Genomic DNA, 24,080 nt, shown 5'->3' on the forward strand with positions numbered 1-24,080 from the left:
TTTAATTCGTCTGATCACAGATACTTTATAAAGCATTTTAATACTTTTTTGAATCTGTCAATGCGTAAGTCCTATAATAATAATATTGTTTTAAATGGCGACTATATTCAGTTAAATAACACTCTAAGCCCTCTCGACGATCAGCTTTTTGCATTTCTTTAGTGGCTAATTGCTCAATTTTGATTTCCAATAAATTCAGAATCGCGGCTTGTTCCACTTCAGGAAGTTGGGCTTTTTCTTTCTGCTGTTTTTTAATTTCTAAATAATCCTCTGCCCAATGACGTAATGGATCGTGCTCAGAGACTTGCGCAAATAAATCGGTAATCAATAATTCAGGCATGACTTTTTGGGTAGCTAACTCTGCCGACATCAAACCACGAATTGAATAAAATACTTTCTTATAAGTAAAATTATCCGCAGTTTGCATTACTTTCATGCCACCTTTTGCCAGTGATAGGTAGTGGTGATACAAGGCACTATAGTCGACTCGCTCAATCAGTCCATCGCGAAAGGTTTGCCATTCTGGAAAGGCATTAAAATAAACAATATGCGCTCGCACCCATTCCAAAACTGTTGGGTTACTTTTTGCCAATAAGCCAAACATTTTATCGAGATCATATGAAACGAAATCGAAATCCCCATCCATGATCTCAATCAAATCACGGTATTTTTTATAGTCAAAATATTGATCTTTGCTCGGCAAATGGAAGCCACGCACATCATAGTCACTGTCAGGGCTAGCCATACCCCATAGACGACTCCCACTTTCAATATAAAATAGTGGAATATCTTGGCGTTGTTCGAATAGTTTTTCGATTTCGTGATGGATGTTCATATTTCCCTCTAAGATTCGATTAAACGAGAATTTTATTATTTGTAACCTGTTAATTTGATTCTCTACTCTTAATTTATCTAATAAAAAATAGCATTTTTAATTTACTAGCTAAGTTGGTGGTGTTTTAAAAAGTATGCTGACATTAAATGAAGCCATTATTGATGTAAAAGAAGGTTAAGTCGAAGGCTTTAAAATGGTTTTCAAGCTTTTTGGAGAAATTACAACTTCTTCTAAAACCACGCCTTATTCGATGCCTTATTTTGCAATTATTACCTTCAATTCCTACAGTAAAAAACTTACCAATACTTTGCTTGCAGTTTTTAAAAGCAGTGATGAAACTGTCCCAATGATCACTTGCAATTCGGGTGTAGTGAATACCTAATTGTTTAAGCTTTGTCTTCAACCTTTGGACTGTAGCTAAATCTCTCTTACCCCAAACATAAGCAACAATCTCACCTGTTTCTCGATGGTAAGCGTAAATAAGCCATTGTTTATTATTTTTATTTCCAACAAAAGTCCAGAATTCATCTACTTCGAGAGATTCATAATGACTTTGTTTAGGCTGAATTTGATAGGCCGATTCAGTTAAAGTCCGTAAGACTTTACCGATACTAATGCGCTCAACTTCAGCGATATCTCGTATACCGCTGCCTCTGACCATTAACTGTAATATTTTACGAGTAATGCCAGAATTACATCCTAGATAGCTCAGAGCATGGTCACCAATAAACTGACGTTTGCAGTCTTTGCATTGGTAGTTCTGTTTCCCATCTACTTTGATGCCATTTTTCTTTATACTGTCACTGAGGCAGGTTGGACATTTGATTTCTAGAGTTATTTGCATTTCTCTATTTTATCAAAATTCAACCTGCTTTTTTTTAGCATACTTTTTGATACACCACCGCTAAGTTAACCTATAACACATCAGTAAAATAGATAAGTCCTATCCGTTCATTTTTTAAGTTATGGAGCTCGTAATTCTTAAAGAAATTTAATTCTCCCTCATAACAAAGAAAATTTATCTCACAATGAATAAGCTCTCCTAATATCCATGAAGAGAAGTCTTTGAATATAAATGAACCGGAGTAAAATAAATTTCCAATTTTTACTCTCAACATAATACGCATACACTTTATATTATGTTCATTATAAAAATGATCAATATAGTCTCCATATACTTGATCACTCTCTAGATAAATATAAGCTTGAATTTTCATATTGGTTTTATAAAAAAAGCGCATCTTTCGATACGCTTTTAGCAGAAATTCTTTTATTTAATCAAGCATTAAAGATCAAATAATTTTCCTGGGTTCATAATCCCATTCGGATCAAATGCCAACTTCAAAGCTTTCATATATTCAATTTCTTCAGGTGAACGTGAATATTCCAAATATGGCTTCTTAGTCATACCGACACCATGTTCGGCAGAGATCGAACCATCATATTTTTTCACAGTCTCAAACACGTATTTATTCACTACCTGACACTTCGCAAAGAATTCGTCTTTAGTTAAGTTTTCAGGTTTTAAAATATTTAAGTGCAAGTTACCGTCACCAATATGACCGAACCAGCAGATTTCAAAGTCTGGATAGTTTTGTGAAACGATCGCATCAATTTCTGAGATAAACGCAGGGACATGCGAAATTAACACTGAAATATCATTCTTATAAGGAATATACGGCGCAATTGACTCTGAAATATCTTCACGTAAACGCCATAAGCTCTGTGCTTGTTCTAAGCTTTGACTCATTACACCATCAATCACCCAACCTTGTTCCATACAATGCTCAAAAATCTGCATTGCTTTGTCCATAATCGGCTCATACGGCGCTTCAAATTCAAGTAATACATAGAATGGGCAAGTTGTTTCAAATGGACGTTGCACATGACCACGATCCAACACTTTTTGCATTGCCACTTCACCAAAGAATTCGAATGCGGTTAAGTCGATTTCTTTTTGGAAAGCATGTAATACAGGCATCACCGCTTCAAAGTCAGGCGTACCCAATACCATGACTTGTAGGTTTTGTGGTTGACGCTCAAGCTTAATCTCAGCTTCAGTAATGAGACCTAATGTACCTTCACCACCGATAAATAAATGCTGTAAGGCATAACCTGTGGCATTTTTAATCATGCCTTTGTTCAAACGTAAAATGTCACCTTTACCCGTCACAACCGTCAAACCAAGCACCCAGTTACGCGTCATACCATATTTGATGACTTTAATACCGCCCGCATTAGTACCAATGTTTCCACCAATTTGACTAGAACCTGCTGAAGCGAAGTCCACCGGATAATACATCCCTTGTTCTTCTGCAAAATTCTGCAACTGCTCAGTCACGACACCTGCTTGGACACGAACCATACGATCCGCTGGCAAGAATTCCAAGATTTGATTCATCTTGTCAAAGCTAATCACGATCTCGCCATTGTTCGCTACCGCACCAGCAGATAAACCTGTGCGACCACCTGATGGCGTGATTGCCACTTTAAAACGGTTCGCCAGTTTTACAATCTCTTGAACTTGTTCAGTGCTTGATGGAAAAACGATGACTGATGGGTTCGGATCAAAGTGCTTAGTATGATCTCGTCCCCAATTTTCCAAGCTATCGGCATCAGTTTTAATACGGTTTTCACCCACGATTGCCGTTAAGAGGGTCAATAACTCGGGTGTTAAAGCGACTGGAGCATTCATCGTTTTCAGGCCTAGTAAGAAAGAGATATAGGACTTCTGGATGATCCTGAGTGTATTTCAAGAGCTTGAAAACAAAGGATTCAAAACATCCAAAATATAGAAACGCTAGCGAACTATCAAACTGTCTACACAACGAGTTCGAGCTTCGTATTCCTTTATTTTACATGTAAGCAAGCGAGGGATAAAGCACAGGATAAACATCTCGTCATAACAAAATGTGTATATGAACTAAAATTCATTCGAAACTGAAAAAATCTCAACAATTATGCTGAGCTAATTTTAAACGAAATATCTATAACACAAAGCTCTATGCTATGATACCGCAACTAAATTTTGGCCTTTGTAGCGGAGCCGTAATGAGCCAACATCTATCACTACCTAAAGACAAAATCCGTTTCCTTTTGCTTGAAGGTGTGCATCAAAATGCCATCGATACATTAAACGCTGCGGGTTATACCAACATCGATTACCACAAAACTGCGCTTGAAGGCGAAGCTTTGAAAGAAGCGATCAAAGATGCGCACTTTATTGGTATTCGTTCGCGTACTCAATTGACTGAAGAAATCTTTGAAGCAGCGAATAAATTGATTGCGGTTGGTTGTTTCTGTATTGGTACTAACCAAGTTGATTTAAAAGCAGCAATGTCTCGTGGTATTCCTGTTTTCAACGCACCGTATTCGAATACGCGTTCTGTAGCAGAATTGGTTCTTGCTGAAGCAATTTTATTACTTCGTCGTGTACCTGAAAAATCAAAAGATACGCATGCAGGTGGTTGGAACAAATCGGCTGTTGGTTCATACGAAACTCGTGGTAAAACATTAGGTATCGTAGGTTACGGTTCTATCGGCTCTCAACTTTCAGTTTTAGCTGAAAGCTTAGGTATGAAAGTTTGCTATTATGATGCGGTAACTAAATTACCGTTAGGTAATGCACGCCAAGTCGGTTCTTTGGATGAGCTTTTAGAAACTGCTGATGTGGTTTCTTTACACGTTCCTGATGTTCCTTCTACGCGTAACTTCTTCAAGAAAGAACAGTTTGCGAAAATGAAGCCTGGTTCAATCTTCATTAATGCTGCACGTGGTACATGTGTAATTATCGAAGATTTAGCTGATGCGATTAAATCTGGTCACATCGCTGGTGCTGCAGTAGACGTATTCCCGAAAGAGCCAAAAGCAAATGGTGAAGAATTTCAATCTCCACTTCGCGGCTTAGACAACGTGATTTTAACACCGCACGTGGGTGGTTCTACGATGGAAGCGCAAGCAAACATCGGTTTAGAAGTTGCTGAAAAATTCGTTGCGTATTCAGATAAAGGTATGACACTTTCTGCGGTGAACTTCCCAGAAATCGCATTACCACTTTCTGATGGTCAACATCGTTTACTTCACATCCACAAAAACGTTCCTGGTGTATTGTCTAAGATCAATACATTGTTCGCTGAACAAGGAATCAACATCTCTGGTCAATCTTTAATGACTAAAGGTGATATCGGTTACTTGGTAATGGATGTTGATGCTTCTGCATCTCAAGAAGCTTTGGATACTCTACATAATGTAGAAGGTACAATCCGAGTACGTGTATTGTTCTAATTTAGACAATTCACTCAAAAGCCACGGCACTTGCTGTGGCTTTTTTATTGGTGATTGAATTATTATGTGAATATTAAACCAATTGTTCTAATAATAAGTGTCCCAATGCTAAAAACACCTGTGCACGCTCTCCTCCTCTTAATGATCGCCATGTTATGTGTACAAGGTAGCGGTTCTTTAGCCAAAATTTTATTTCAAAGTTTTCCAGTATTGACCGTATCCGCAATGCGCCTATGTTTTGGTGCGATCATTTTGGCAATTATTTTTAAAATTTGGACCATCAATTTTAAAGCTGTTCGTTGGAAAGCCATACTCAGCTACGGTATGGCACTAGCAGGAATGAACGCCCTCTTTTATTTATCACTGGAGCGTTTACCTTTGGGCTTAGCGGTTGCCTTTGAGTTTATCGGCCCTTTAAGTGTTGCACTATTTCATGCACGACAGCGCTATGATTTTATTTGGGTGGGTTGCGCCATTCTGGGTTTGGTATTGCTATTTCCTCTACAACAAGCACAACAACATTTAGATTTAGTCGGTGTATTTTTCGCTGTGGCCGCGGGTGCATGTTGGGCGCTATACATTATCGCAGGTCAAAAACCATCAGGTATTTCAGGTAATCATACGGTTTGTTTAGGCATGAGTATTGGTATGCTGTGTTTATTGCCCTTCGCACTCGCTGCTGGTGTCATCGATCGAGTGTTTGAACTGCCGAATTTATATTATTTTATTGGCCTTGCGATATTAGCCAGCGCCTTACCTTTTACGCTAGAAATGATTGCATTACGCAGTTTAACCCCACTCAGCTTTGGTACTTTGATGAGCTTAGAACCTGCCGTAGCAGCACTCTCAGGCTTCATCTTTTTGGGTGAAACTTTGCTTTGGAATCAATGGCTGGCTTTAGCAACGATTATAGCTGCATCGATCGGTTGTACTTTTACCACTCAACATGCTAGACAACAGAAAGAGGCTCAATAAAATGTCACCGTATGACCATAATGTCGTTTTCATAGCATATAGTCATCGCGCCTATTTTTAGGTCTGTTTACTTTGATTTTGTAGATCTCCCATGAAAAATATTCAGTTGGTCGCTGTGCTATACATGGTTCTTTCCATGGTGGCTTATCAAATCAGTGCTTCATTTGCTAAACAACTGATTGCAACACTTGATCCGCTTACAGTCACAATATTACGCCTGTGTTTTGCGACTATTCTAGTTGCCATCATGTTCCGTTCATGGAAAGTGATCGCTAAACTAAAATACCTAAAATGGCGAGATTTACTGCTATATAGCGCTTCTTTGGGCTGTATGAATATCTTGTTTTATAGCTCTTTAGGGAAGCTCCCTCAAGGCATTGCGGTCGGTTTAGAATTCATCGGCCCTCTTGGTTTAGCTTTACTTTCCATTAAGCAGCGTAGTGATTACATCTGGGTAGCTTTTGCCGTCTTAGGAATTGTACTGATGGTGCCTTGGCATGATGCAAATACCGAGCATTTTTCTTATCTTGGTGCGGCGTGTGCTTTAGGTGCTGGACTATTTTGGGCATTTTATATTTATTTCGGACATCGAGTTGTACAACAGAATATTGGGATACATGCCTTAACCATCGCAATTGGTTTATCTGCCCTGACCTTACTTCCCTTTGGTCTGTGGAGTAATGCACCTGCTCTACTCGACACTCAATATTGGGGTAAAGCTTTAGTCATAGCAATTCTAGCTACAGCTATTCCTTATGCACTCGATCTCATGGCACTAAAACGTTTAAGTAAACTCAGCTATGGTACGCTTTCAAGCCTTGCACCTGCGCTTGCTGCTTTAGCAGGACTCGTGTTGCTGCATGAACAAATTAGCTTCATCCAGTGGATCGCACTTGCATGTATTATGATTGCATCGATTGGAGTGACCTTACGTGGTGAAAAATCTCAAACACAGTAAGAGCACTCCTTTCTGCTCATTTTCGTTATAACGAAAATGAGCTATCTGCATTTTTATATTTCTGATATTCAGTAAGATATTTTTTACCTAGTTTTTCCTTTTCATCATCCTCTAATATTTTTCCAGCCTGTTGGAAAAATTTATGTTCCTCTTCCTTTAAATGATGATGGACTTTTTCACTTAATTGTTTTGCTGTCGCTAACCAACTCGGGTTACTCATATCAGTTTCTTCTAATTTTTCAACCAGTTCATCCATTTCATGATGCTCAGATAAAGCATGGCGGGTAATGTCTAAACCCACATCATCAAACATTAGAGGAATATATAAATAACGGTCTTCGGCAACTGAATGCGCATAGAGTTCATTCTTAAGCTGTTTAAATAAATCTTCCCTTTCTTGAGTATGTCCGCTGGTCTGAATTAATCGTTCAGCTAAGTTACGTTGTTGTTCGTGGCTTTCTCTGAGTGCCTCAAATATATTCATTCTTTACCTCTGCGATGGCTAGCATAATCAACACTTACTTCAATTCTTATCTAGTTGATCTGTTTGGCTGAGCTTTCATATTAAAAAATGATACTTTTTTAAACAGCGATGTTTGCGTAGGTTTTTGTATGGAAAGTTTATTTTTATAGATTAAACTGCAACAAAGATTTGATAAGCCAACCGACAAATTAAAATACTGACCAAAATCAAAAATAAAATACGAATAAAACCACTACCGTATTTCAAAGCCAAACGTACACCTAATAATGAACCTGCAATATTGGCAGCCGCCATCATAAAACCAAGCTGAAAGAAGATATGCCCTGCGGGAATAAAGAAGCTCAGTGCTGCCAGATTAGTCATAAAATTGCCAATCTTGGATAATGCAGAAGCATGTAAAAAATCGACTTCAAGAAAGCGAATAAAAAAGAAGATAAAGAAGCTACCTGTACCAGGACCAAAGATTCCATCATAGAAACCAATCGCTAAACTACCCAATGCGGCAAAAAATAACAATTTTGGTGTGATGTGTTGATCAACATGTACTTGCCCAAATTGCTTTTTCATAAAGGTATAAATCGCAATCACAATCAGCATGACTAAGACAATCGGTCTTAATATATGAGTAGGCACCAATGAAACGCAGGCTGCACCTACATACGCACTGACAAAAGCAAAAATTGCGATCACCCATAATAATGACCACTGCAACTTTACTCGACGTACAAATGAAAAAGCTGCTGAACCCGTTCCAAAAATAGAGGCAAGTTTATTTGTTCCAAATAATGTTGCAGGAGCCGTTTGTGGTAATGCACCCATTAATGCTGGAATCTGAATTAACCCACCACCACCAACTGCCGCATCAATGGTTCCCGCACAGAATGCAAAGAACACCAAACTCAGAATCAGCTCCCATTCCATCAACACTAACTCTATAAATTCAACAAACGTTTTGGCACAAGACGCTTTTTATCTGTAATTTCAGCTAAGCCTAAACAACGCTCACCATAGAATACCAATACTTCAGCAGCAGCTTCGTGCTCAATATTACTTTCTTGACCATTACCAAAATATTTTTCACGCCCTTCGGGTAATTGAACCCGTGGAAAATGCTCAACAGGTGCATAAACAGGCAACAATAATGCATCCCGCTGTTCCTGAGTAAGCCCTTCTAAATATTCGATGGTATAACTTGGATTAATTTCAAAATGACCCGTTTGAGTACGATGTAATTTTGTTAAATGTCCACCGCAGCCCAAAGCTTCACCAATATCTTCACCTAACACTCGGATATAAGTTCCTTTAGAACACGTCACGTCTAAGGTCAAACTGTCTTCGGTAAAACTTAAAAGCTTGAGTTCATAAATAGTGACTGGACGCGCTTCACGCTCAATTTCAATTCCTTGGCGCGCTAACTCATACAAAGGGCGACCTTCTCGCTTCAGTGCCGAATACATCGGTGGCACTTGCTTGATATCACCACGAAACTGTTCTAGAACCTGTTCAATATTAGCTTCAGTTAATGCGAGCACATCTCTTTGTTGAAGAATTTCCCCTTCAACATCACCCGTAGCAGTTGTTTGTCCAAGTTTTACTGTTGTTTGATAACGCTTGGTAGAATCCAATAAATAATGCGAAAACTTGGTTGCCTCCCCTAAGCAAATCGGTAATAAACCTGTTGCAAGCGGATCTAAAGCACCTGTATGTCCTGCTTTCTGTGCATTAAAAAGTCGACGTACTTTTTGCAATGCCGAATTAGAACTTAAACCCAAGGGCTTATTAAGCAAAAAAACACCACTCAGATGGCGATAAGAACTTTTTTTCATAAATGAAAAGTCAAAGTATAAAACGGTATTTTATCAAAACTATTCATCGGATTTTTAAAAATTAAACGCTCAAAAAAACAACATTTATGATAAATTTATATTCGTTTCCGAAATTAAAAGCAAATGGATTATGCTTAATGAATAAAAATGGAAAAAAAATAGCATTATTATGTAGCTTATTGATCATTTCAGCAGTCACGCTGAGTGTATTGTATTGGTTATATCCAAATCAGTCTCAGCAATCACTTGATTCAACTGATGAATATAGCAACAACAGTAATCCATCACAGCTGCATAAGAGTCCAAAGAATATCAATCAACTCGATACTTCTTTTAATAGCACCAGCCAAATGGATACTGAGATTGACTGCAAATTACAATTCAATAGCGCTCAGCATTTAATTGTGAATGAACACACGCGGAATTGTTTTGAGTATTTTATTTCCCAATATGGCGAACGGAATATTGATGAAATCCGTCAGAGTTTTCAGCGCTATATTGCCAAGGGTTTTCAGGCATCGGAGCAGCAGCAGATTTTAGCCTTGTGGTCACGCTATGTAGATTATCGCAAAGAGCTGAGTAAGTTACAGGTGCAACAGCCTGCTCAAGAAAGCTATCAATATTTCCAGACTGTTTTTAATTCGATGCATGATTTAAAGCAGCGTTTTTTTTCAAATACCGAAATTGAGGGACTGTTTGGATCAGAGGATATCTATCAACAATACACCCTTGATCGCATGAAAATTCTAGAAAATAACGGATTAGATGCATCAGCGAAAGCAAAACAACTACAACAACGTTTTGAGCAGCTTCCTCAAGATTGGCAAGACAATCTCAAGGATTTATCCAAACTTGATGATTTGCACTCCTTAACTGCACAAATCAAGGCCAGAAATGGTTCAGCGCAGGAACTTCGGGATATGCGGGTCAGTTTAGTTGGAGAGGCTGCTACTCAGCGTTTAGAGCAACTCGATCAACAACGATCTGATTGGAAACAGCGAGTTCAAGCCTATCTTGATGAGCGTAAAACCATTGTAGATAGCAATATGAGCACTTCAGCCAAAGATCAAGCCATTCAACAACTCAAACAACAACAGTTCCAGTCTCCACAGGAACAGCAACGTATACAAACATTTGAAACGGTTCATGACCAAGGAGGAACCTTACCTTTTAGCAACTAGGAACACGTAATACAAGACATTGAAATAATGCGATTTAGCAAGGATGCAATGTCAGTTCGCAAGAACATCAAGACCCTGATGAAAACAAAAATCGAGAGAAATATCATGCAAAAACTAATCCGCTGTCTTGCACTATCTATGATAGCAATGAGCGTATCAACAAGCTACGCATCAAACGCAACACAAGTTACAGGTACGGCCTCCTCTACTTATGCAAAAACCAAATATCCGATGGTCTTTGTACATGGTGTCGCAGGTTTTTCACGTGTAGGAAGTGATCCTCTAGGCGTTGATTACTGGCATCAAATCCTACCTGACCTTGCTCGTAATGGTGCAAATGTCTGGGCGACACGACTTTCTCCATTTAACTCAAATGAAATTCGTGGTGAACAACTCGCGCAGCAAGTTGAAGAAATTATTGCGATCACTGGACAACCTAAAGTTAATTTAATTGGTCATAGCCAAGGCGGTCCAACGATCCGTTACGTGGCTGGCATTATGCCAAATAAAGTTGCCTCATTAACCAGTGTAAGCGGAACCCATAAAGGCTCACCCGTTGCCAGTTTGATTATGAATGTAGATGGTACTGTCTTAGGTACAGCTGGCTCTGCCGTCGTGAACTTTTTCTCAGGAGCGATTACATGGTCACAAGGACTTAATCCAAAAAGCTATCCTCACGATGCTTTAGCCGCTGGACGTAGTATTTCAGTAGAAGGTTCAACCCAATTCAATACACGATTCCCAATGGGCGTACCAACTACAACATGTGGCGAAGGTAATTATCAAGAGAAAGGAATATATATGTATTCATTCTCAGGGACTCAAGCCGTCACAAACATTCTTGACCCTCTTGATCCCCTATTTGCAGGTACGAGCCTAATTGTCGATATTAAAGGAGATAATGATGGTATGGTAAGCCGTTGTAGCGCTAAGTTTGGACGTACAATTAGAGATAATCTCCCTTGGAATCATGCAGATGAAGTGAATCAGGTTTTAGGTTTGAAATCACTGTTTGCACCTGATCCAATTGATATTTATCGTCAACATGCCAATCGACTAAAATTACAAGGACTATAGAGCAGACATAAAAAAATGCGCCAATTGGCGCATTTTTTTGCTTTACAACAAAGTTAAAATTAACCTTGTTTACGAGCTGGTAACTTTTCACGAATACGTGCAGCTTTACCAGACAACTCGCGTAGGTAGTAAAGTTTAGCACGACGAACGTCACCACGACGTTTCACTTCGATTTTAGCAACGATTGGAGAGTGAGTTTGGAAAACACGCTCAACACCAACACCGCTAGAGATTTTACGAACTGTGAAAGCAGAGTTTAAACCACGGTTTTTCTTCGCGATTACAACACCTTCAAATGCTTGAAGACGCTCACGGTCACCCTCTTTTACTTTAACTTGAACGATAACAGTGTCACCAGGAGCAAAAGCAGGGATATCAGTTTTTAACTGTGCATTTTCAACAGCTTGAACTAAAGGATGTTTACCACTCATTGTGGAATCTCCAATATGTGCGGGAGAGAAGAGGTCTCTTACACCGCTGAGGATAGAGGCTAAAACGCATATCGCTCGTTTAACTTTCCCTTTAAAGCAAAATTACCCTAAAGAGCCTATTTTCAACTTAAACTCAGTTTAAGTAGTAACTCGAAGCAAAGCTTCTCGTCTGTTGCAAACACAAACTTCTAACAGTTTAGTCTTGCGAATTTTTAAGCCATTTTTTTTGCTGTTTAGTCAACTCAACTTTTTCCACCAACTCTGGTCGACGATCTAAAGTTCGTTGATAACGCTGTAAAAAACGCCATTTCGCAATATTGGCATGATGTCCTGATTTCAGTACCTCAGGCACATCCAACCCTTCGAAATGGTCTGGCTTGGTATATTGTGGACAATCCAGTAAACCATCCACAAAAGAATCTTGGATCGCAGATTGCTCGTCAGACATGACATTCGGCAATCGACGAATAATACTATCAAGCAGCACCATCGCTGGCAGTTCACCACCCGATAAAACGTAATCCCCAATTGACCATTCTTGATCAACATAATGCTGGATTAAACGCTCATCAACTCCTTCATAACGCCCACACAATACAATCAAACCATCATAATCAACGAATTGTTGTACTGCCTGTTCATTTAAGGTTTTGCCTTGCGGTGACATATACACCACTGGGGCATGAACACAGCCTGCTTGTGTTGCAAGTTGTTTGGCATGGTTAATTGCTTTTGCCAAAGGCTCAGCCATCATCACCATACCAGGACCACCACCGAAGGGACGTTCATCCACTCGTTTGTAGTTGCCCTCTGCAAAATCTCGTGGGTTAATGCAAGTCACTTGCACGATGTCACGCTTTGCTGCACGCCCGCTAATTCCGTGCGCTGTAATCGCTTCAAACATTTCAGGAAATAATGTGATGACTGCAAAAAACACCGCAGACTCCTTTATTTTCCTGCTGCGCTACTATTCCAAAAAGGATTAGTAGTCTACGCCCCAATTGACGTAAATACGACCAGCTTCAAGATCAACGCGTTGTACCACATCTTTATGCCAAGGAATCATTCGCTCTTCAGCATCAATACTATCAGGTGTCGCTTTCACGACCATGACATCATTAGCACCAGTTTCAAACAGTTCGTAGATTTGACCGAGATTCACTTCTTGTTCTTCATCATCAAGACCTAACACTGTTAGACCTTTAAGATCAGACCAGTAGTACTCGTCTACATCTGCTTTAGGAAGCTGTGATTTGGCAATCCAGATATTTGCACCAACTAAGTTTTCTGCACCTGTGCGATCATTCACGCCTTTTAATGCAACAACCAAGCCTTTGCCATGTGGTTTCCAACGTTTTACATCTATGGTTTGCCAACCTGCCTTGGTCTCAATATACCAAGGAAGGTAGTCAAACATATTGCTCATAGGTTCAGTATTGGAGTAAACCCAGAGCCACCCATTCAATCCATAAGCTGAACGTAACTGTCCAATCTGAATACGATCTTCTGGCACATTCTGTGTTGATGTCATGGGCTACCTACTACAATTATGCAGTAGTTGCAGCTTTTTTAGCTTGAGCAGCTAAAGAAGCAACACGTTCTGAAGGTTGAGCACCTTGAGAAATCCAGTGTGCAAAACGGTCAGCATCTAAACGAACTTTTTCAGCTTTACCTTGTGCAGTTGGGTTAAAGAAACCAATACGTTCGATGAAACGACCGTCACGTGCGTTACGGCTATCAGTCACAACGATTTGATAGAATGGGCGTTTTTTTGCACCACCGCGCGCTAAACGAATAACAACCATGAGAACAACCTTATAATTTTTACGGATTATCCCTGCGCCGACCATCGGCAGCACTTCAAACCCCTTTCATAGAGGGCATTATTCTACGTTATATTTGCTCTGAAAGAAAGACTAAATTAAAAGTTATCCACAGTTTTGAATTTGTAGGAATCATTACCAATAATTAAGGTGATAGGCTACTTTAACTAAATCATGAAAACTACTAAATAAAAAAGCAAGCTAGTTAAGCTTGCTTTTGGGACTGGAAAGGAATCAATTAACGTCCGTCCCAATTTGAAGTTGGCGAAAGAATACATGCAGATGCCCCTTTTGCCCAAAACCTCTGTCCTTGATCATTTAAACAGATAACGCCATTACCAAATTGATTTGTCCCACTTTTAGGTGTTGCAACTAATAACCAAGTTCTTACATTTGCATTTGAGGCAGTTAATGGATTGCCATTTACATCTGTAAGTACAATATCATACAACGGCTTACCCAAAGGTATTGTTGATCTACCAAAGATATTAGAAACTGTACGCCCTGCATAATTATAGTTAGCTAACTTATAGTTAGATAAATTTCTTGCAATATCTAACATCTCAGTTTGGGCATTTACCCGCTGCGTGCGAATTTGATAAGCTGTATAAGATGGGTATGCGATAGCAAGTAAAATCGCAATAACAGTCACAACTATTATTAATTCAATTAAAGTAAAAGCGCGTTGGCTTATCATTACCAATCCTCTTTGCCAGTTACAGTAGTTCCACAATCAGCATAGCTAACATTCGCTTTTGTTTTGTTTTTACATTTCATACCACTACTAGTCATTAGAAAATTGTAATTTTTAACATCAGAAGTCTCTGCTTTCATCGCCCAGTTTCTACCACGAACAGTTGGTTTAGGCGGTGAACTCCCATCAACTGCAGTCAATAACTTAGTTGAATCATCTGCATCACGAATCGTAATTGTATATTTGATTGCCATTCCTGTTGCCCCCTGAGGCAATATAACTGATGTCATAGGACCTGTGGCACCATAGATATATGCAGGATCAAAACCACGATAAGTAAAATTTTTTGCTTTATGTCTAGCTAATTGTTCAGCAATTTTCTGCATTTCTTGCTGAACAGCAGATGCATCTGCTCGCCTTACATACTCTTGATAGCTAGGAATAGCAATAACCATAAAAATTGCAATCAAAACTAATACTAGCATCAGTTCGATTAGAGTGAATCCATTCACTCTTCGACTCTTGGAGGAGTCACGCTGAAAGAGCGCGACGTCTCCAATTGATTTCATGTGTTTAATTATTTCACCCATTTTTCATACCACCGAGTAGGGTTAATAATTGCACTGCATCCCCATTCACCAACACCTTTTATTGGTGCTGAAATCGTTTTACCCGCACAAGAAGATCCAGTATTAGTTTTTGGAACTAAGGCAACACCACGAATACCTGTACCAATTACATTAGAGTTACACTCGGTGGCATTATCCGGACAATTTAGCGTTGTTGTTTGTAATCCAGAGTTATTCTCCATCCCCCCTGTACCAGTATCTGGAGTTCCATCTGCTTTTAAATATACGCCAAATGGTAAACCATATAGTTGACGATCAGTCTCACCAACTACCCTTGGTAAACAAGGATTCTGTGGAGCAATACCAGTTCCTTGAGGATCGTAAACAGGAATAATAAGATTTCCAGTAATTGCTATTGGCTCTTCAAAGGCTTTCATACCACCAGCAATCCGTCTAAACCCAGTAGTAGTAGACACTTCTGTTCCATCACTTTTACTTGAAAGGGAACGATACCAACCGTCTTTTGTTGCTGTTGCACCAATAAAGACCGCTGGAATATTTCCTGTCAATGTTTGAGGATTCTTTTGTAAATTAGCAAGTGTCTTATTTTGTGTTAATAGTGTTGGCGATCCGCTGATTAAATTACTCTTGATGAAATCACGATCAATAAGACCGTATACATTATTTACCAATCGATCTGTCAATGCTGTTTTAGGCAACATCCCATCACGACCGATCAATGGATAAACATCTAGTGGAGTGCTTCGATTTCCCGAAGCGATGCCAACCAAAATAAAGGTTGTAGCACCTTGGTCATGAATTGTTAAAGTTGGTGCTTCATAAAAACGAGGATTTGTGCCATTAGTTAAGGCAGTTCCAGTTGTTGTCGTTGCGAGATTTGCTAAACGAACAACTCGCTTACCTAAATTTGCACTTGATGTACCTGAAGCATTATTAAGATCTACACGGAAAACTTGACCACCTAAATCACCAAAATATAAATGATCGGCTAAACCATCTGCATCCCGATCAATAACACTAATACGACTAACAATACTGTGTTTCATATCGGCATTTGTCACATCAGCACCAGATGAACTACTGGTCCACCACAAGCGAGCACCAGTTTTAGCATCAATAATGTAAATCGCATTCCCTTTTGCTTCAGTACGATTATCACAAGAAGCATCTGGGTAATCCGTCGGTACATTTACACCGTTTACGTTCGTGTAAGATAATACTTTACCAAATTCAAATTTTGGGTTTTCGTAGCATTGATCATATCCACCGCCAACGATCATCACTCGTTTAATCTGATTGTTATATCGAATGTTTGCCAAAACAGGCTTAGACCAAGATTGCCCCATGCGTGAATAATTAGATTGGTCAGCACCAACGCGGAATAGAAATTTCGGTGCTTTAGGGTCTAAAACATCTAATCCATAATAGCTACTACCACCCATTCGTAGCCCACCATATACATTCATTTGACGGGCTTTAACTAGACTACTATCGGTAGCAGATGCTGCTTTCTGCGTTGTATAGGCAGCATCAGCAACCCATGCAGCATCTACACCATGTACAGGTGCATTCGTATCATCTTGTCCTTTCACCAAAGCTTTTGATGACAATGTACTTCTTAACAACTCAGCTGGAACAAAAACCATCTGTTCAACACCCGTTTCACCGTCAACAAGATGAAGACCACCATCCATCGTTCCATACAAAACAGATTGGCTTCGTGTACTTGTCAGTTTACCTGTTGAATCTAACGTACCTGAATAAGTTAATTGAATTGGATATGAGTGAATACTTCCACCCATCGCTAAATTCGGAGCATTTGGTGTAATTAATGACGTTGGTAAAGCTGTAGCAGTTTCATCTAAAGGAACACTATACCCAAGATAATTCAAAAGTTTTTGCTTGATAAAGAGTGGAAAATCTTTTAAACCAAGTTGAGTAGAAAATTTACCCAAAACATATGAACCAACATTTGTAGTAGGTACGATTCCTTCAGGAATTCGCAATAAACTTGCACCGTTACTTGCTCCTGTTAATGTACTACCACCAGTTACAGCAACATCTGTAAATAAAGTTCTTAAAGCATTTGGAGTCGCAGTTAATGCATATTCTTTTGGCTTTTTATTCAAATCCTGATTTTGACCTAGAATAGGCATAGGTACACGAGAGTATGCTCCACCTAAATTAACAATCCCGCCATCATCATAACTCGTATTCTGATAGACACTCGCATTGTTCCAATTATCTTTTGTATTTGTATTAAAACCGCCATCATTTTTATAAACAAGTGTAGTTCCATTGACTGAAGTGAATGCACCTACATTTGTACCGGTTAAAGCAACTTTATACTTTTTAAGATTACCAGCCCAAATCACTTTATTACTTTGCGGGTTAGGTTCCAGCGCACGTAAATAACCATAAGGTTGTAAACCTGATGGATCCAAATCATCGATTGGAACTGAAATTGCACCTGTCGTTAATGGCTCCAATGGTGCCGAACCTAAGTTATTAATAAACGCAATAACACTGTCTGTCACTCCGCTTGAACTTTGGGTTGGGAAAAAGCCACCATTACCATAACCAGGACTAGTAAGAGCATAAGTTCCTTGACCAGGTGAACAAGCATCATTACCAGTACGATCAGCTTGTGTCCGAGAACTGATTTTGCAGGCATTTCTAGCATCTTCTGCACCGCTAGTTGCTGTTAAGTTATTCATGACTGAACCAAAACCAACAAAAGCTGTCTGAATAGATACACCTGCTGGGTTTTTTGTACTGTCATATAACTTCTTAGCGAATTCCCCCATACAATCCCAAGCTGAGTCACTACCTGTATTGCTTAGTCCACCACTACAACTAAAACCAGTCCCGCTATTACCTAATGCTTTTGACATTACTTGCGTAGCTTCTGCTGTGCTAGAACTGTTTGCAGCACCATCTGACAAGAAATAGACCCCTTGACCATCACAAGATACTCGATCAGCAGTATCAGGCAATGGGGATTTATATGCCACATCAATATCAGCCGCCGTTCGATCCATTACAATATCTGGATTCGACGTTGTATCTCTACTTTTTGACTTCGGAACCCCACTATTCGCATCCGCATTGATTTGATAGAGTTGAGATTCATTTACCCTAAAAATAATCGTTTGATTAGTGTTGTTTCCAGGGTTATTACTGACTGAGCTCGGATTGGTCGAATCATATGTAAATGTTGGTTGAGATGTCCACAATGGGCTAGAAGAACTTGTACTACCTTTACTTGTACCTGTTGTGGGTGAGTTAGCGACCCAATTTGAACATGTTTGTGTATTAGTACTACCAAACACAGTAGTATTCCAAGCCGTACAATTCGATACAGTGTATGTATAAGTATAATTATATTTTCCAGATACCAAAGTCGTGACATATTTTCTGACCAACCTTTGTTTTTCTACAGCAATGTCACGGTACACTCTATTTTCAGTATATGTCGATGTCCCCATCAAATAAGCTGCGGCTTCTGCAAACGCATGGGCAGATGGCGTACCTTTACTTGCAACCAGACCTGCAACCGCAGTTTTTAATGCTACACGTTGGGTAGAGCCAACAGCTCCAAGCGCCTTAGCAGGTACTAAAATTTCACCTGATGAACCATCTCCGGTTGTAGTCCCTGAGTTATAGGCTGAAAAATGCCCGAGACCTACACGCACATTATTTAATGTTGGATTATTACTATCTAAAAAAGCAAACATACCATCTTTGAGACGACTCAAACGATCATAACAACGATAGCCTGTAATTGATGCTCCTGTCGCACCTAAAGGTTGTGCCTCACAGCCTGAAGCGGTATCTTTGACCTTCGCGCTGGCCGTACTTGCAGATATTGAACAATAATAACGCGTATAAGATGGTGTTGTTGAACTCGTGGACGAAGTTACACTACAATTACTACTTGTTAGACCATAATCGTCATACAAACTATACCCAGAACTAAGGGTATAACCCATCGAACCAGAAGTATCCAACATCATGACAATGGTTTTTTTACCTGCAGTGGGTACGGCATAAATTTGCATATCGGTAGCTTGCGCAACTGAAGAAGCAACCAACATCGTTCCAGTAAATGCCCAAGCAAATGACACACCATATTGAATATGATGAGTTTGATTTTGAGAATTCAACCTATTTTTTAATTTTTTCATCATCATTCTCCATTTTCATTATGGGGTTGGTACTGGAGCACTTATTTGCTGCTCACGTTCACGTAGAACTAATTCTTGTACTTGCGTATTTACAGGAATACCATACCCAGATAAACACTCGGCCATCGTTTTTTTACCTGCAACTGCCTCATCAAGATTGTCATTGATATATCCTACGGATGTCGCTGATCCAATACAGTCTTCCTGCACTACAGACAAATCCTGTGTTGAGTAACTTGGAAGGATTGATGTAATTGTGATGCGTACACGTGAATCAGAAGCCTTACTATTTTTTACAAGTGAGTTTTCACTCAAATCAGAGTTACGATCTAAATAAGCTCCTATAGCCGCATTTGCGGCATCTGTTGGTATACGAACAGCAACTTGTGTTACCACTGCTGACCGAGCACTTCCAAAATCCTTTTCTAAATCACAAAAACCACTACGATTAGACTGAGTAGAATCAATTGTTGCTTTGGTATTAGCAGGATCAGTCTGTGCTGGAGGAACCAATACAGTTGCATCTAAAGCAGCTCCCATTTGTTGCGCCGATGTAGGTCTGTAGCAAAAAATAAATTCTTTACCTGGCGCACTTTTATGTTCCAAAATTGCTGCTCCGATGACGACATCCGCTTTTTTTAATGCTTCATAAGTTGAAACATTTATAAATTGGTTTGTAGGTGCATCACCCGTTTGTACTAATAACTGACCAATTTGGCTATTAGTTGCGATATTTAGAGAAGTAATTGCCGTACGGATTGCCAGAATCCCTAGAATCGTAATCAGTAACAATAAAATTAAAACTACAATTAAAGTAGCTCCTCTTTGTCCTTGGCGATAAGCTATTTTCATATTCTTTCCCCTAAAGCATTTCGAAGCGCTACCGTTGTAGTGTATACACGACGGGCATATTTTGTATTTTTATCTGTCAATTCAACACTTTGATTCAAAATATCTATTTTTTTAGTGAGATCAATAGATGCATTTTTTGTATCATCCAAAGATCGAACTAACACAGCAAATTTAACCGAAACGATTCTTGGGGGAATCGTAGCAGGAGTTGCAGCTCTAGCATTTGCAGCAAGTTGACGATATTGATTAATTGTATAGTAAGCTAGATTTCCTGTTGGAGTGCGCGCACCTAACTGAACTGTAAAGTGATCAACACGAGGAATAATCATTTCACCTGCATCACCAAAGCCAGTTAGATTTGTTGGAGTAGAAACAGCCGCTGTGCCGACAGGTGTAGGGGTATTGGCATCGCAAGCTAAACCAAAATCAGTACCAGATGTTGCGGTTGCGGGATCTCGTCGGATAAAGTAACGTTGAATGACATAATCACGAGCTTGAACTATACCCCCCTCACAGTTAACCATATCATTCGGAGCTACAAATTGAATCGTTAACTGATCACTTTGCACATCCACATTTGATAATCCTTGCCATTGGTTTTGGGTAGTGCTCACAGCTTCATTTAGACCCACACTATGACTCAACAGACCTTGAGCAATAAAAGGTGCTGCTGCAGGAATCGGAAGATTAGTGTTGGTTAAGACCCCATTATTAGCTGTTAGAACAATTCCCCCCCAAGGTGTTTGCTCATTCAATTCTGGGTTATTAATATTTTCATAATTTGCTAAACGAATATCACGGACAATATAATCTAAACCAAAAATACCACTATTCTGCAACTCATCATTCGCTTGTTGCATACGCGTTGATAAAATACTACCTGTAAACAATTGCACTGCGGCTGCAGAAACCAATAGGCCCAAAACTAATGCAACCATCAATTCTATTAAGGTAAAACCTTTTTGATATTGATTGGAGATTTTATACTTTTGACGAAGACTAGTCATTTAATATGCCTCCATCATTAAACATTTAGAATTACTTACATATACACCAGTTGCAGACATACATTGACTAATATCAGCAGTTGTACCACTTACACTCAACACCGTATCCCCCCAAGCAGCAAAAAGACATTGTCTCTGAACTGGTGCCCCAGCTGTACCTGGGCAAGCAGTCATTGTAATATTCATCCCTAATTCAAATGCAGTTTTTGCAGCAAAATAGGCATCATATGTCGCCGCTTGCGCTGGCGTACAAACTGTCACAGGATTAAAACATGTGGTTGTAGGAGCTGTAGGTAAAGCTGTTATATTCGTATAATTACGTACGGCCGCTGGGTAGTTCGCTTGTCCAGCAGAATTTACTCGAATACCCTCAGCAAGACTTCGTAAAACCAAAACCCCTTGGGAACGAGTTAAAGCTTCACTCGATGCATCTATGGCTCTAAATTGCAAGATACTGTATCCCAACACACCTACAGCAAGTAATAACAAAGCAACCAAAACCTCCACAAGACCAACACCCTGTTGATTTTTTATATTTATCATACACATACACCCGTATTTTTTGCCTGTGTCACGCTGCCTAAACGAGTTATTGTTATCGTTCGCTTATTTGCAGAAGCGCAAAGCCTAAACGTTTTGACAGCAGCCACACTACCCGTAGCATTAAACAAAATAAAAGAATCACTCGTCGATTCAACAGCTACTTTTGAATCAATATCAACTGAAAAAACACGATTATTTAAAATATCCTGCTTTTGGGTTGTAGTTAAAGCTGGACTAGTAGCCGTATAAGCTGGTATTGCAGCTTGTGCACATTTATCTTTATTAAAATCTGGATCAGAAGCCAACTTATTTGGGCAAACTGCAACAGTTGATCTTAAGACTGTCGCCTGAGATCTAGCTTGACTCAATGTAGCCATAAAATCACGCGAAGATGCATCAAGTTTTTGTCGCGTCAACATATCTCCAAAAGAAGGCATAGCGATCATAACAATAATAGATATTATTGACAGTGTTACAATCAACTCTATCAAAGTGAATCCTCGATTGTTCCCCATCGCTTTACACCTAGTTATCCAAATTCCCTTACTCTATATTAAATTGTATTTTTACAGAACCAATACAAAGCAGATAAGCACCCAAAAAAAACGGATAGGCTGTACCCTATCCGTTTCTAGTTCACATTTTTGTATAGGAATTAGGCTTGTATCACCTGAATACGCAACTCTTTAGGTAAGCTAAACGTAATATTTTCTTCTCGTCCATCCAACTCTTTAGGAGGGGTTGCACCCCAATCTTGTAACCGTTGAATCACTTGTTTGATCAGTATCTCTGGTGCAGATGCACCTGCAGTCACACCGATTTTACTTTCGTGCTTAAACCATTCTTTTTCAAGCTGATCAGCATTATCCACGAGATAAGCAGATTTCCCCATCCGCTCTGCCAACTCACGTAAGCGATTTGAATTCGATGAATTCGGAGAACCTACTACCAACACTACATCACATTGTTCCGCCAAATCACGTACCGCATCTTGACGATTCTGAGTGGCATAACAAATATCATCTTTCCTCGGACCTTGAATCTTAGGAAATTTAGTTCTTAAGGCATCGATGACCTTAGCCGTATCATCAATCGAAAGCGTCGTTTGAGTGACAAATGCAACTTTATGAGGATGCTCAACTACCAAAGCGTCAACATCTTCTTCATCTTCAACCAAATAAATCTTTCCACCACCAGATTTATCATATTGCCCCATTGTGCCTTCAACTTCAGGATGCCCCTCATGCCCAATTAGGATTGCTTCCGTTCCTTCTCTAGCATATTTCGTGACCTCAATATGTACTTTAGTCACTAAAGGGCAAGTTGCGTCAAATACTTTTAGACCTCGACGATCCGCTTCCTGCTGTACAGCCTTGGAAACACCATGTGCACTAAAGATCACGATGGAATCATCAGGAACCTGATCAAGCTCATCTACAAAAACAGCACCACGCTGACGTAGATCATCAACCACAAACTTGTTGTGTACGACTTCATGACGGACATAAATTGGCGGATTAAAACATTCTAGTGCGCGATTGACGATTGCTATCGCACGGTCAACACCAGCACAGAAACCTCGCGGATTGGCCAATACAATTTCCATAACATCCTCTCTTATCACCTGAATATTTATGCCAAACTATTTCGTTTAATGGCACGCTACACTACAATAGCCAAGATATTTTATCATATCAGGAAAAATATCATGTCGGGTCTATTGTTTGTCGTTTCTGCGGCATCAGGAACAGGCAAAACATCTCTTGTTAAAGCCCTACTCGATCGAGTCAGCAATTTACACGTTTCTGTCTCTCATACTACACGTGGTCAACGCCCTGGTGAACTTGATGGTGTTCACTATCATTTCACTGATACTGAAACTTTTTTAGCTCAAGTAGAACAAGGTGGTTTTATTGAGTATGCAGAAGTATTTGGTAATTACTACGGTACATCTCAAGCCAAAGTCAAAGAACAATTACAACAAGGTCATGATGTGTTACTCGAAATTGACTGGCAGGGTGCCGATCAAGTTCGTCGACTTTTTCCTGAATCAAAACAAATCTTTATCTTGCCGCCAACTCAATATGATTTAAGACAACGATTGTCTAATCGCGGAACAGATTCAGTTGAAGTAATTGAACATCGTTTAAGTTGTGCTGTAGAAGATATGCGTCATTTCGCAAATTTCGATTACATCATCATCAATGATGATTTCAATAAAGCTGTTCATGATTTAGAAGCAATTATTACAGCAAATCGTTTAGTTACCTTACAGCAAAGTGCTCGTCACCAGCAATTAATTGAAAAGTTAATCACCCTTAATCGCGAATAAC

General features: G+C 39.4%; 24 protein-coding genes. 6 read left to right on the forward strand and 18 right to left on the reverse strand.

Annotated elements, in window-relative coordinates; translation table 11 throughout:
• Nucleotides 1–37: 37 nt before the first annotated feature.
• The 3 genes from NO346_RS00910 to NO346_RS00920 form a co-directional block, all read right to left on the reverse strand.
• A complete protein-coding gene (locus tag NO346_RS00910) occupies nucleotides 38–835 on the reverse strand; it encodes a DNA polymerase beta superfamily protein (protein ID WP_256413915.1) in 798 nt (265 codons plus the stop codon).
• A 142-nt stretch (nucleotides 836–977) separates the two neighbouring features.
• Nucleotides 978–1,679 (reverse strand): IS1 family transposase, encoded by a 702-nt coding sequence (locus tag NO346_RS00915; RefSeq protein WP_004282344.1) that lies wholly within the window; start codon nucleotides 1,677–1,679, stop codon nucleotides 978–980.
• A 441-nt stretch (nucleotides 1,680–2,120) separates the two neighbouring features.
• Nucleotides 2,121–3,530: an FAD-binding oxidoreductase gene (locus NO346_RS00920; protein ID WP_039047078.1), complete on the reverse strand. Its 1,410-nt coding sequence runs from the start codon at nucleotides 3,528–3,530 to the stop codon at nucleotides 2,121–2,123.
• Nucleotides 3,531–3,886: 356 nt separating this feature from the next.
• Here NO346_RS00920 and serA point away from each other — a divergent pair, with 356 nt between their 5' ends.
• The 3 genes from serA to NO346_RS00935 all read left to right on the forward strand — a co-directional run bounded on the left by serA (nucleotide 3,887) and on the right by NO346_RS00935 (nucleotide 7,052).
• Nucleotides 3,887–5,119: a phosphoglycerate dehydrogenase gene (gene serA, locus NO346_RS00925; RefSeq protein ID WP_004909533.1), complete on the forward strand. Its 1,233-nt coding sequence runs from the start codon at nucleotides 3,887–3,889 to the stop codon at nucleotides 5,117–5,119.
• A gap of 105 nt (nucleotides 5,120–5,224) precedes the next feature.
• Complete coding sequence (locus NO346_RS00930; protein WP_256413918.1) at nucleotides 5,225–6,094, forward strand: DMT family transporter; 870 nt, start codon at nucleotides 5,225–5,227, stop codon at nucleotides 6,092–6,094.
• Nucleotides 6,095–6,185: 91 nt separating this feature from the next.
• Nucleotides 6,186–7,052, forward strand: coding sequence for a DMT family transporter (locus NO346_RS00935; protein WP_256413919.1), 867 nt, complete (start codon nucleotides 6,186–6,188; stop codon nucleotides 7,050–7,052).
• A gap of 25 nt (nucleotides 7,053–7,077) precedes the next feature.
• On the opposite strand, the gene NO346_RS00940 is transcribed toward NO346_RS00935, so the two are convergent.
• From NO346_RS00940 to truB, 3 genes are all read right to left on the reverse strand, one after another.
• Complete coding sequence (locus NO346_RS00940; RefSeq protein WP_256413920.1) at nucleotides 7,078–7,536, reverse strand: hemerythrin domain-containing protein; 459 nt, start codon at nucleotides 7,534–7,536, stop codon at nucleotides 7,078–7,080.
• A 150-nt stretch (nucleotides 7,537–7,686) separates the two neighbouring features.
• Entirely contained in the window at nucleotides 7,687–8,457 is a 771-nt protein-coding gene (locus NO346_RS00945; RefSeq protein WP_256413922.1) for a TSUP family transporter, read from the reverse strand.
• Between the two features lie 11 nt (nucleotides 8,458–8,468).
• Entirely contained in the window at nucleotides 8,469–9,362 is an 894-nt protein-coding gene (gene truB / locus NO346_RS00950; RefSeq protein WP_256413924.1) for a tRNA pseudouridine(55) synthase TruB, read from the reverse strand.
• A 137-nt stretch (nucleotides 9,363–9,499) separates the two neighbouring features.
• Between truB and NO346_RS00955 the strand changes: the two genes are divergently transcribed.
• Together NO346_RS00955 and NO346_RS00960 are read left to right on the forward strand one after the other, a co-directional pair.
• Nucleotides 9,500–10,543, forward strand: coding sequence for a lipase secretion chaperone (locus NO346_RS00955; RefSeq protein WP_256413925.1), 1,044 nt, complete (start codon nucleotides 9,500–9,502; stop codon nucleotides 10,541–10,543).
• A 105-nt stretch (nucleotides 10,544–10,648) separates the two neighbouring features.
• A complete protein-coding gene (locus NO346_RS00960; RefSeq protein WP_256413926.1) occupies nucleotides 10,649–11,620 on the forward strand; it encodes a triacylglycerol lipase in 972 nt (323 codons plus the stop codon).
• 59 nt (nucleotides 11,621–11,679) lie between these two features.
• On the opposite strand, the gene rplS is transcribed toward NO346_RS00960, so the two are convergent.
• The 12 genes from rplS to ispH form a co-directional block, all read right to left on the reverse strand.
• Nucleotides 11,680–12,051 (reverse strand): 50S ribosomal protein L19, encoded by a 372-nt coding sequence (gene rplS, locus NO346_RS00965; protein WP_004660214.1) that lies wholly within the window; start codon nucleotides 12,049–12,051, stop codon nucleotides 11,680–11,682.
• A 196-nt stretch (nucleotides 12,052–12,247) separates the two neighbouring features.
• Nucleotides 12,248–12,988, reverse strand: coding sequence for a tRNA (guanosine(37)-N1)-methyltransferase TrmD (gene trmD / locus NO346_RS00970; protein ID WP_256413927.1), 741 nt, complete (start codon nucleotides 12,986–12,988; stop codon nucleotides 12,248–12,250).
• A gap of 45 nt (nucleotides 12,989–13,033) precedes the next feature.
• Nucleotides 13,034–13,582 carry a ribosome maturation factor RimM gene (gene rimM / locus NO346_RS00975; RefSeq protein WP_005156501.1) on the reverse strand — a complete coding sequence of 183 codons (549 nt, stop codon included), beginning with the start codon at nucleotides 13,580–13,582 and terminating at the stop codon, nucleotides 13,034–13,036.
• A 16-nt stretch (nucleotides 13,583–13,598) separates the two neighbouring features.
• Nucleotides 13,599–13,856, reverse strand: coding sequence for a 30S ribosomal protein S16 (rpsP, locus tag NO346_RS00980; protein ID WP_087544231.1), 258 nt, complete (start codon nucleotides 13,854–13,856; stop codon nucleotides 13,599–13,601).
• 256 nt (nucleotides 13,857–14,112) lie between these two features.
• A complete protein-coding gene (locus NO346_RS00985) occupies nucleotides 14,113–14,571 on the reverse strand; it encodes a type IV pilin protein (protein ID WP_087547360.1) in 459 nt (152 codons plus the stop codon).
• The gene (locus NO346_RS00990; RefSeq protein ID WP_371924472.1) at nucleotides 14,571–15,158 is read right to left on the reverse strand and encodes a type IV pilin protein; all 588 of its coding nucleotides are present in this window, start codon (nucleotides 15,156–15,158) and stop codon (nucleotides 14,571–14,573) included. Before NO346_RS00990 ends, NO346_RS00985 begins: the two co-directional genes overlap by 1 nt.
• Nucleotides 15,146–19,345 (reverse strand): PilC/PilY family type IV pilus protein, encoded by a 4,200-nt coding sequence (locus NO346_RS00995; RefSeq protein WP_256413929.1) that lies wholly within the window; start codon nucleotides 19,343–19,345, stop codon nucleotides 15,146–15,148. The genes NO346_RS00990 and NO346_RS00995 overlap by 13 nt, the downstream gene beginning before the upstream one ends.
• 18 nt (nucleotides 19,346–19,363) lie before the next feature.
• Nucleotides 19,364–20,197, reverse strand: a complete 834-nt coding sequence (locus NO346_RS01000) for a PilX N-terminal domain-containing pilus assembly protein (protein ID WP_256413930.1) — start codon at nucleotides 20,195–20,197, stop codon at nucleotides 19,364–19,366.
• Entirely contained in the window at nucleotides 20,194–21,204 is a 1,011-nt protein-coding gene (locus NO346_RS01005) for a PilW family protein (protein ID WP_256413931.1), read from the reverse strand. The genes NO346_RS01000 and NO346_RS01005 overlap by 4 nt, the downstream gene beginning before the upstream one ends.
• A complete protein-coding gene (pilV, locus tag NO346_RS01010) occupies nucleotides 21,205–21,747 on the reverse strand; it encodes a type IV pilus modification protein PilV (RefSeq protein WP_256413932.1) in 543 nt (180 codons plus the stop codon).
• Nucleotides 21,744–22,262 carry a GspH/FimT family pseudopilin gene (locus NO346_RS01015; RefSeq protein WP_256413934.1) on the reverse strand — a complete coding sequence of 173 codons (519 nt, stop codon included), beginning with the start codon at nucleotides 22,260–22,262 and terminating at the stop codon, nucleotides 21,744–21,746. The genes pilV and NO346_RS01015 overlap by 4 nt, the downstream gene beginning before the upstream one ends.
• Before the next feature lie 140 nt (nucleotides 22,263–22,402).
• The gene (gene ispH / locus NO346_RS01020; RefSeq protein WP_256413935.1) at nucleotides 22,403–23,353 is read right to left on the reverse strand and encodes a 4-hydroxy-3-methylbut-2-enyl diphosphate reductase; all 951 of its coding nucleotides are present in this window, start codon (nucleotides 23,351–23,353) and stop codon (nucleotides 22,403–22,405) included.
• Between the two features lie 102 nt (nucleotides 23,354–23,455).
• Between ispH and gmk the strand changes: the two genes are divergently transcribed.
• Nucleotides 23,456–24,079: a guanylate kinase gene (gene gmk / locus NO346_RS01025; RefSeq protein WP_004660188.1), complete on the forward strand. Its 624-nt coding sequence runs from the start codon at nucleotides 23,456–23,458 to the stop codon at nucleotides 24,077–24,079.
• The last annotated feature ends 1 nt before the right edge of the window (nucleotide 24,080 follow it).

The organism is Acinetobacter sp. 5862 (assembly GCF_024494585.1).
Taxonomy (GTDB): domain Bacteria; phylum Pseudomonadota; class Gammaproteobacteria; order Pseudomonadales; family Moraxellaceae; genus Acinetobacter.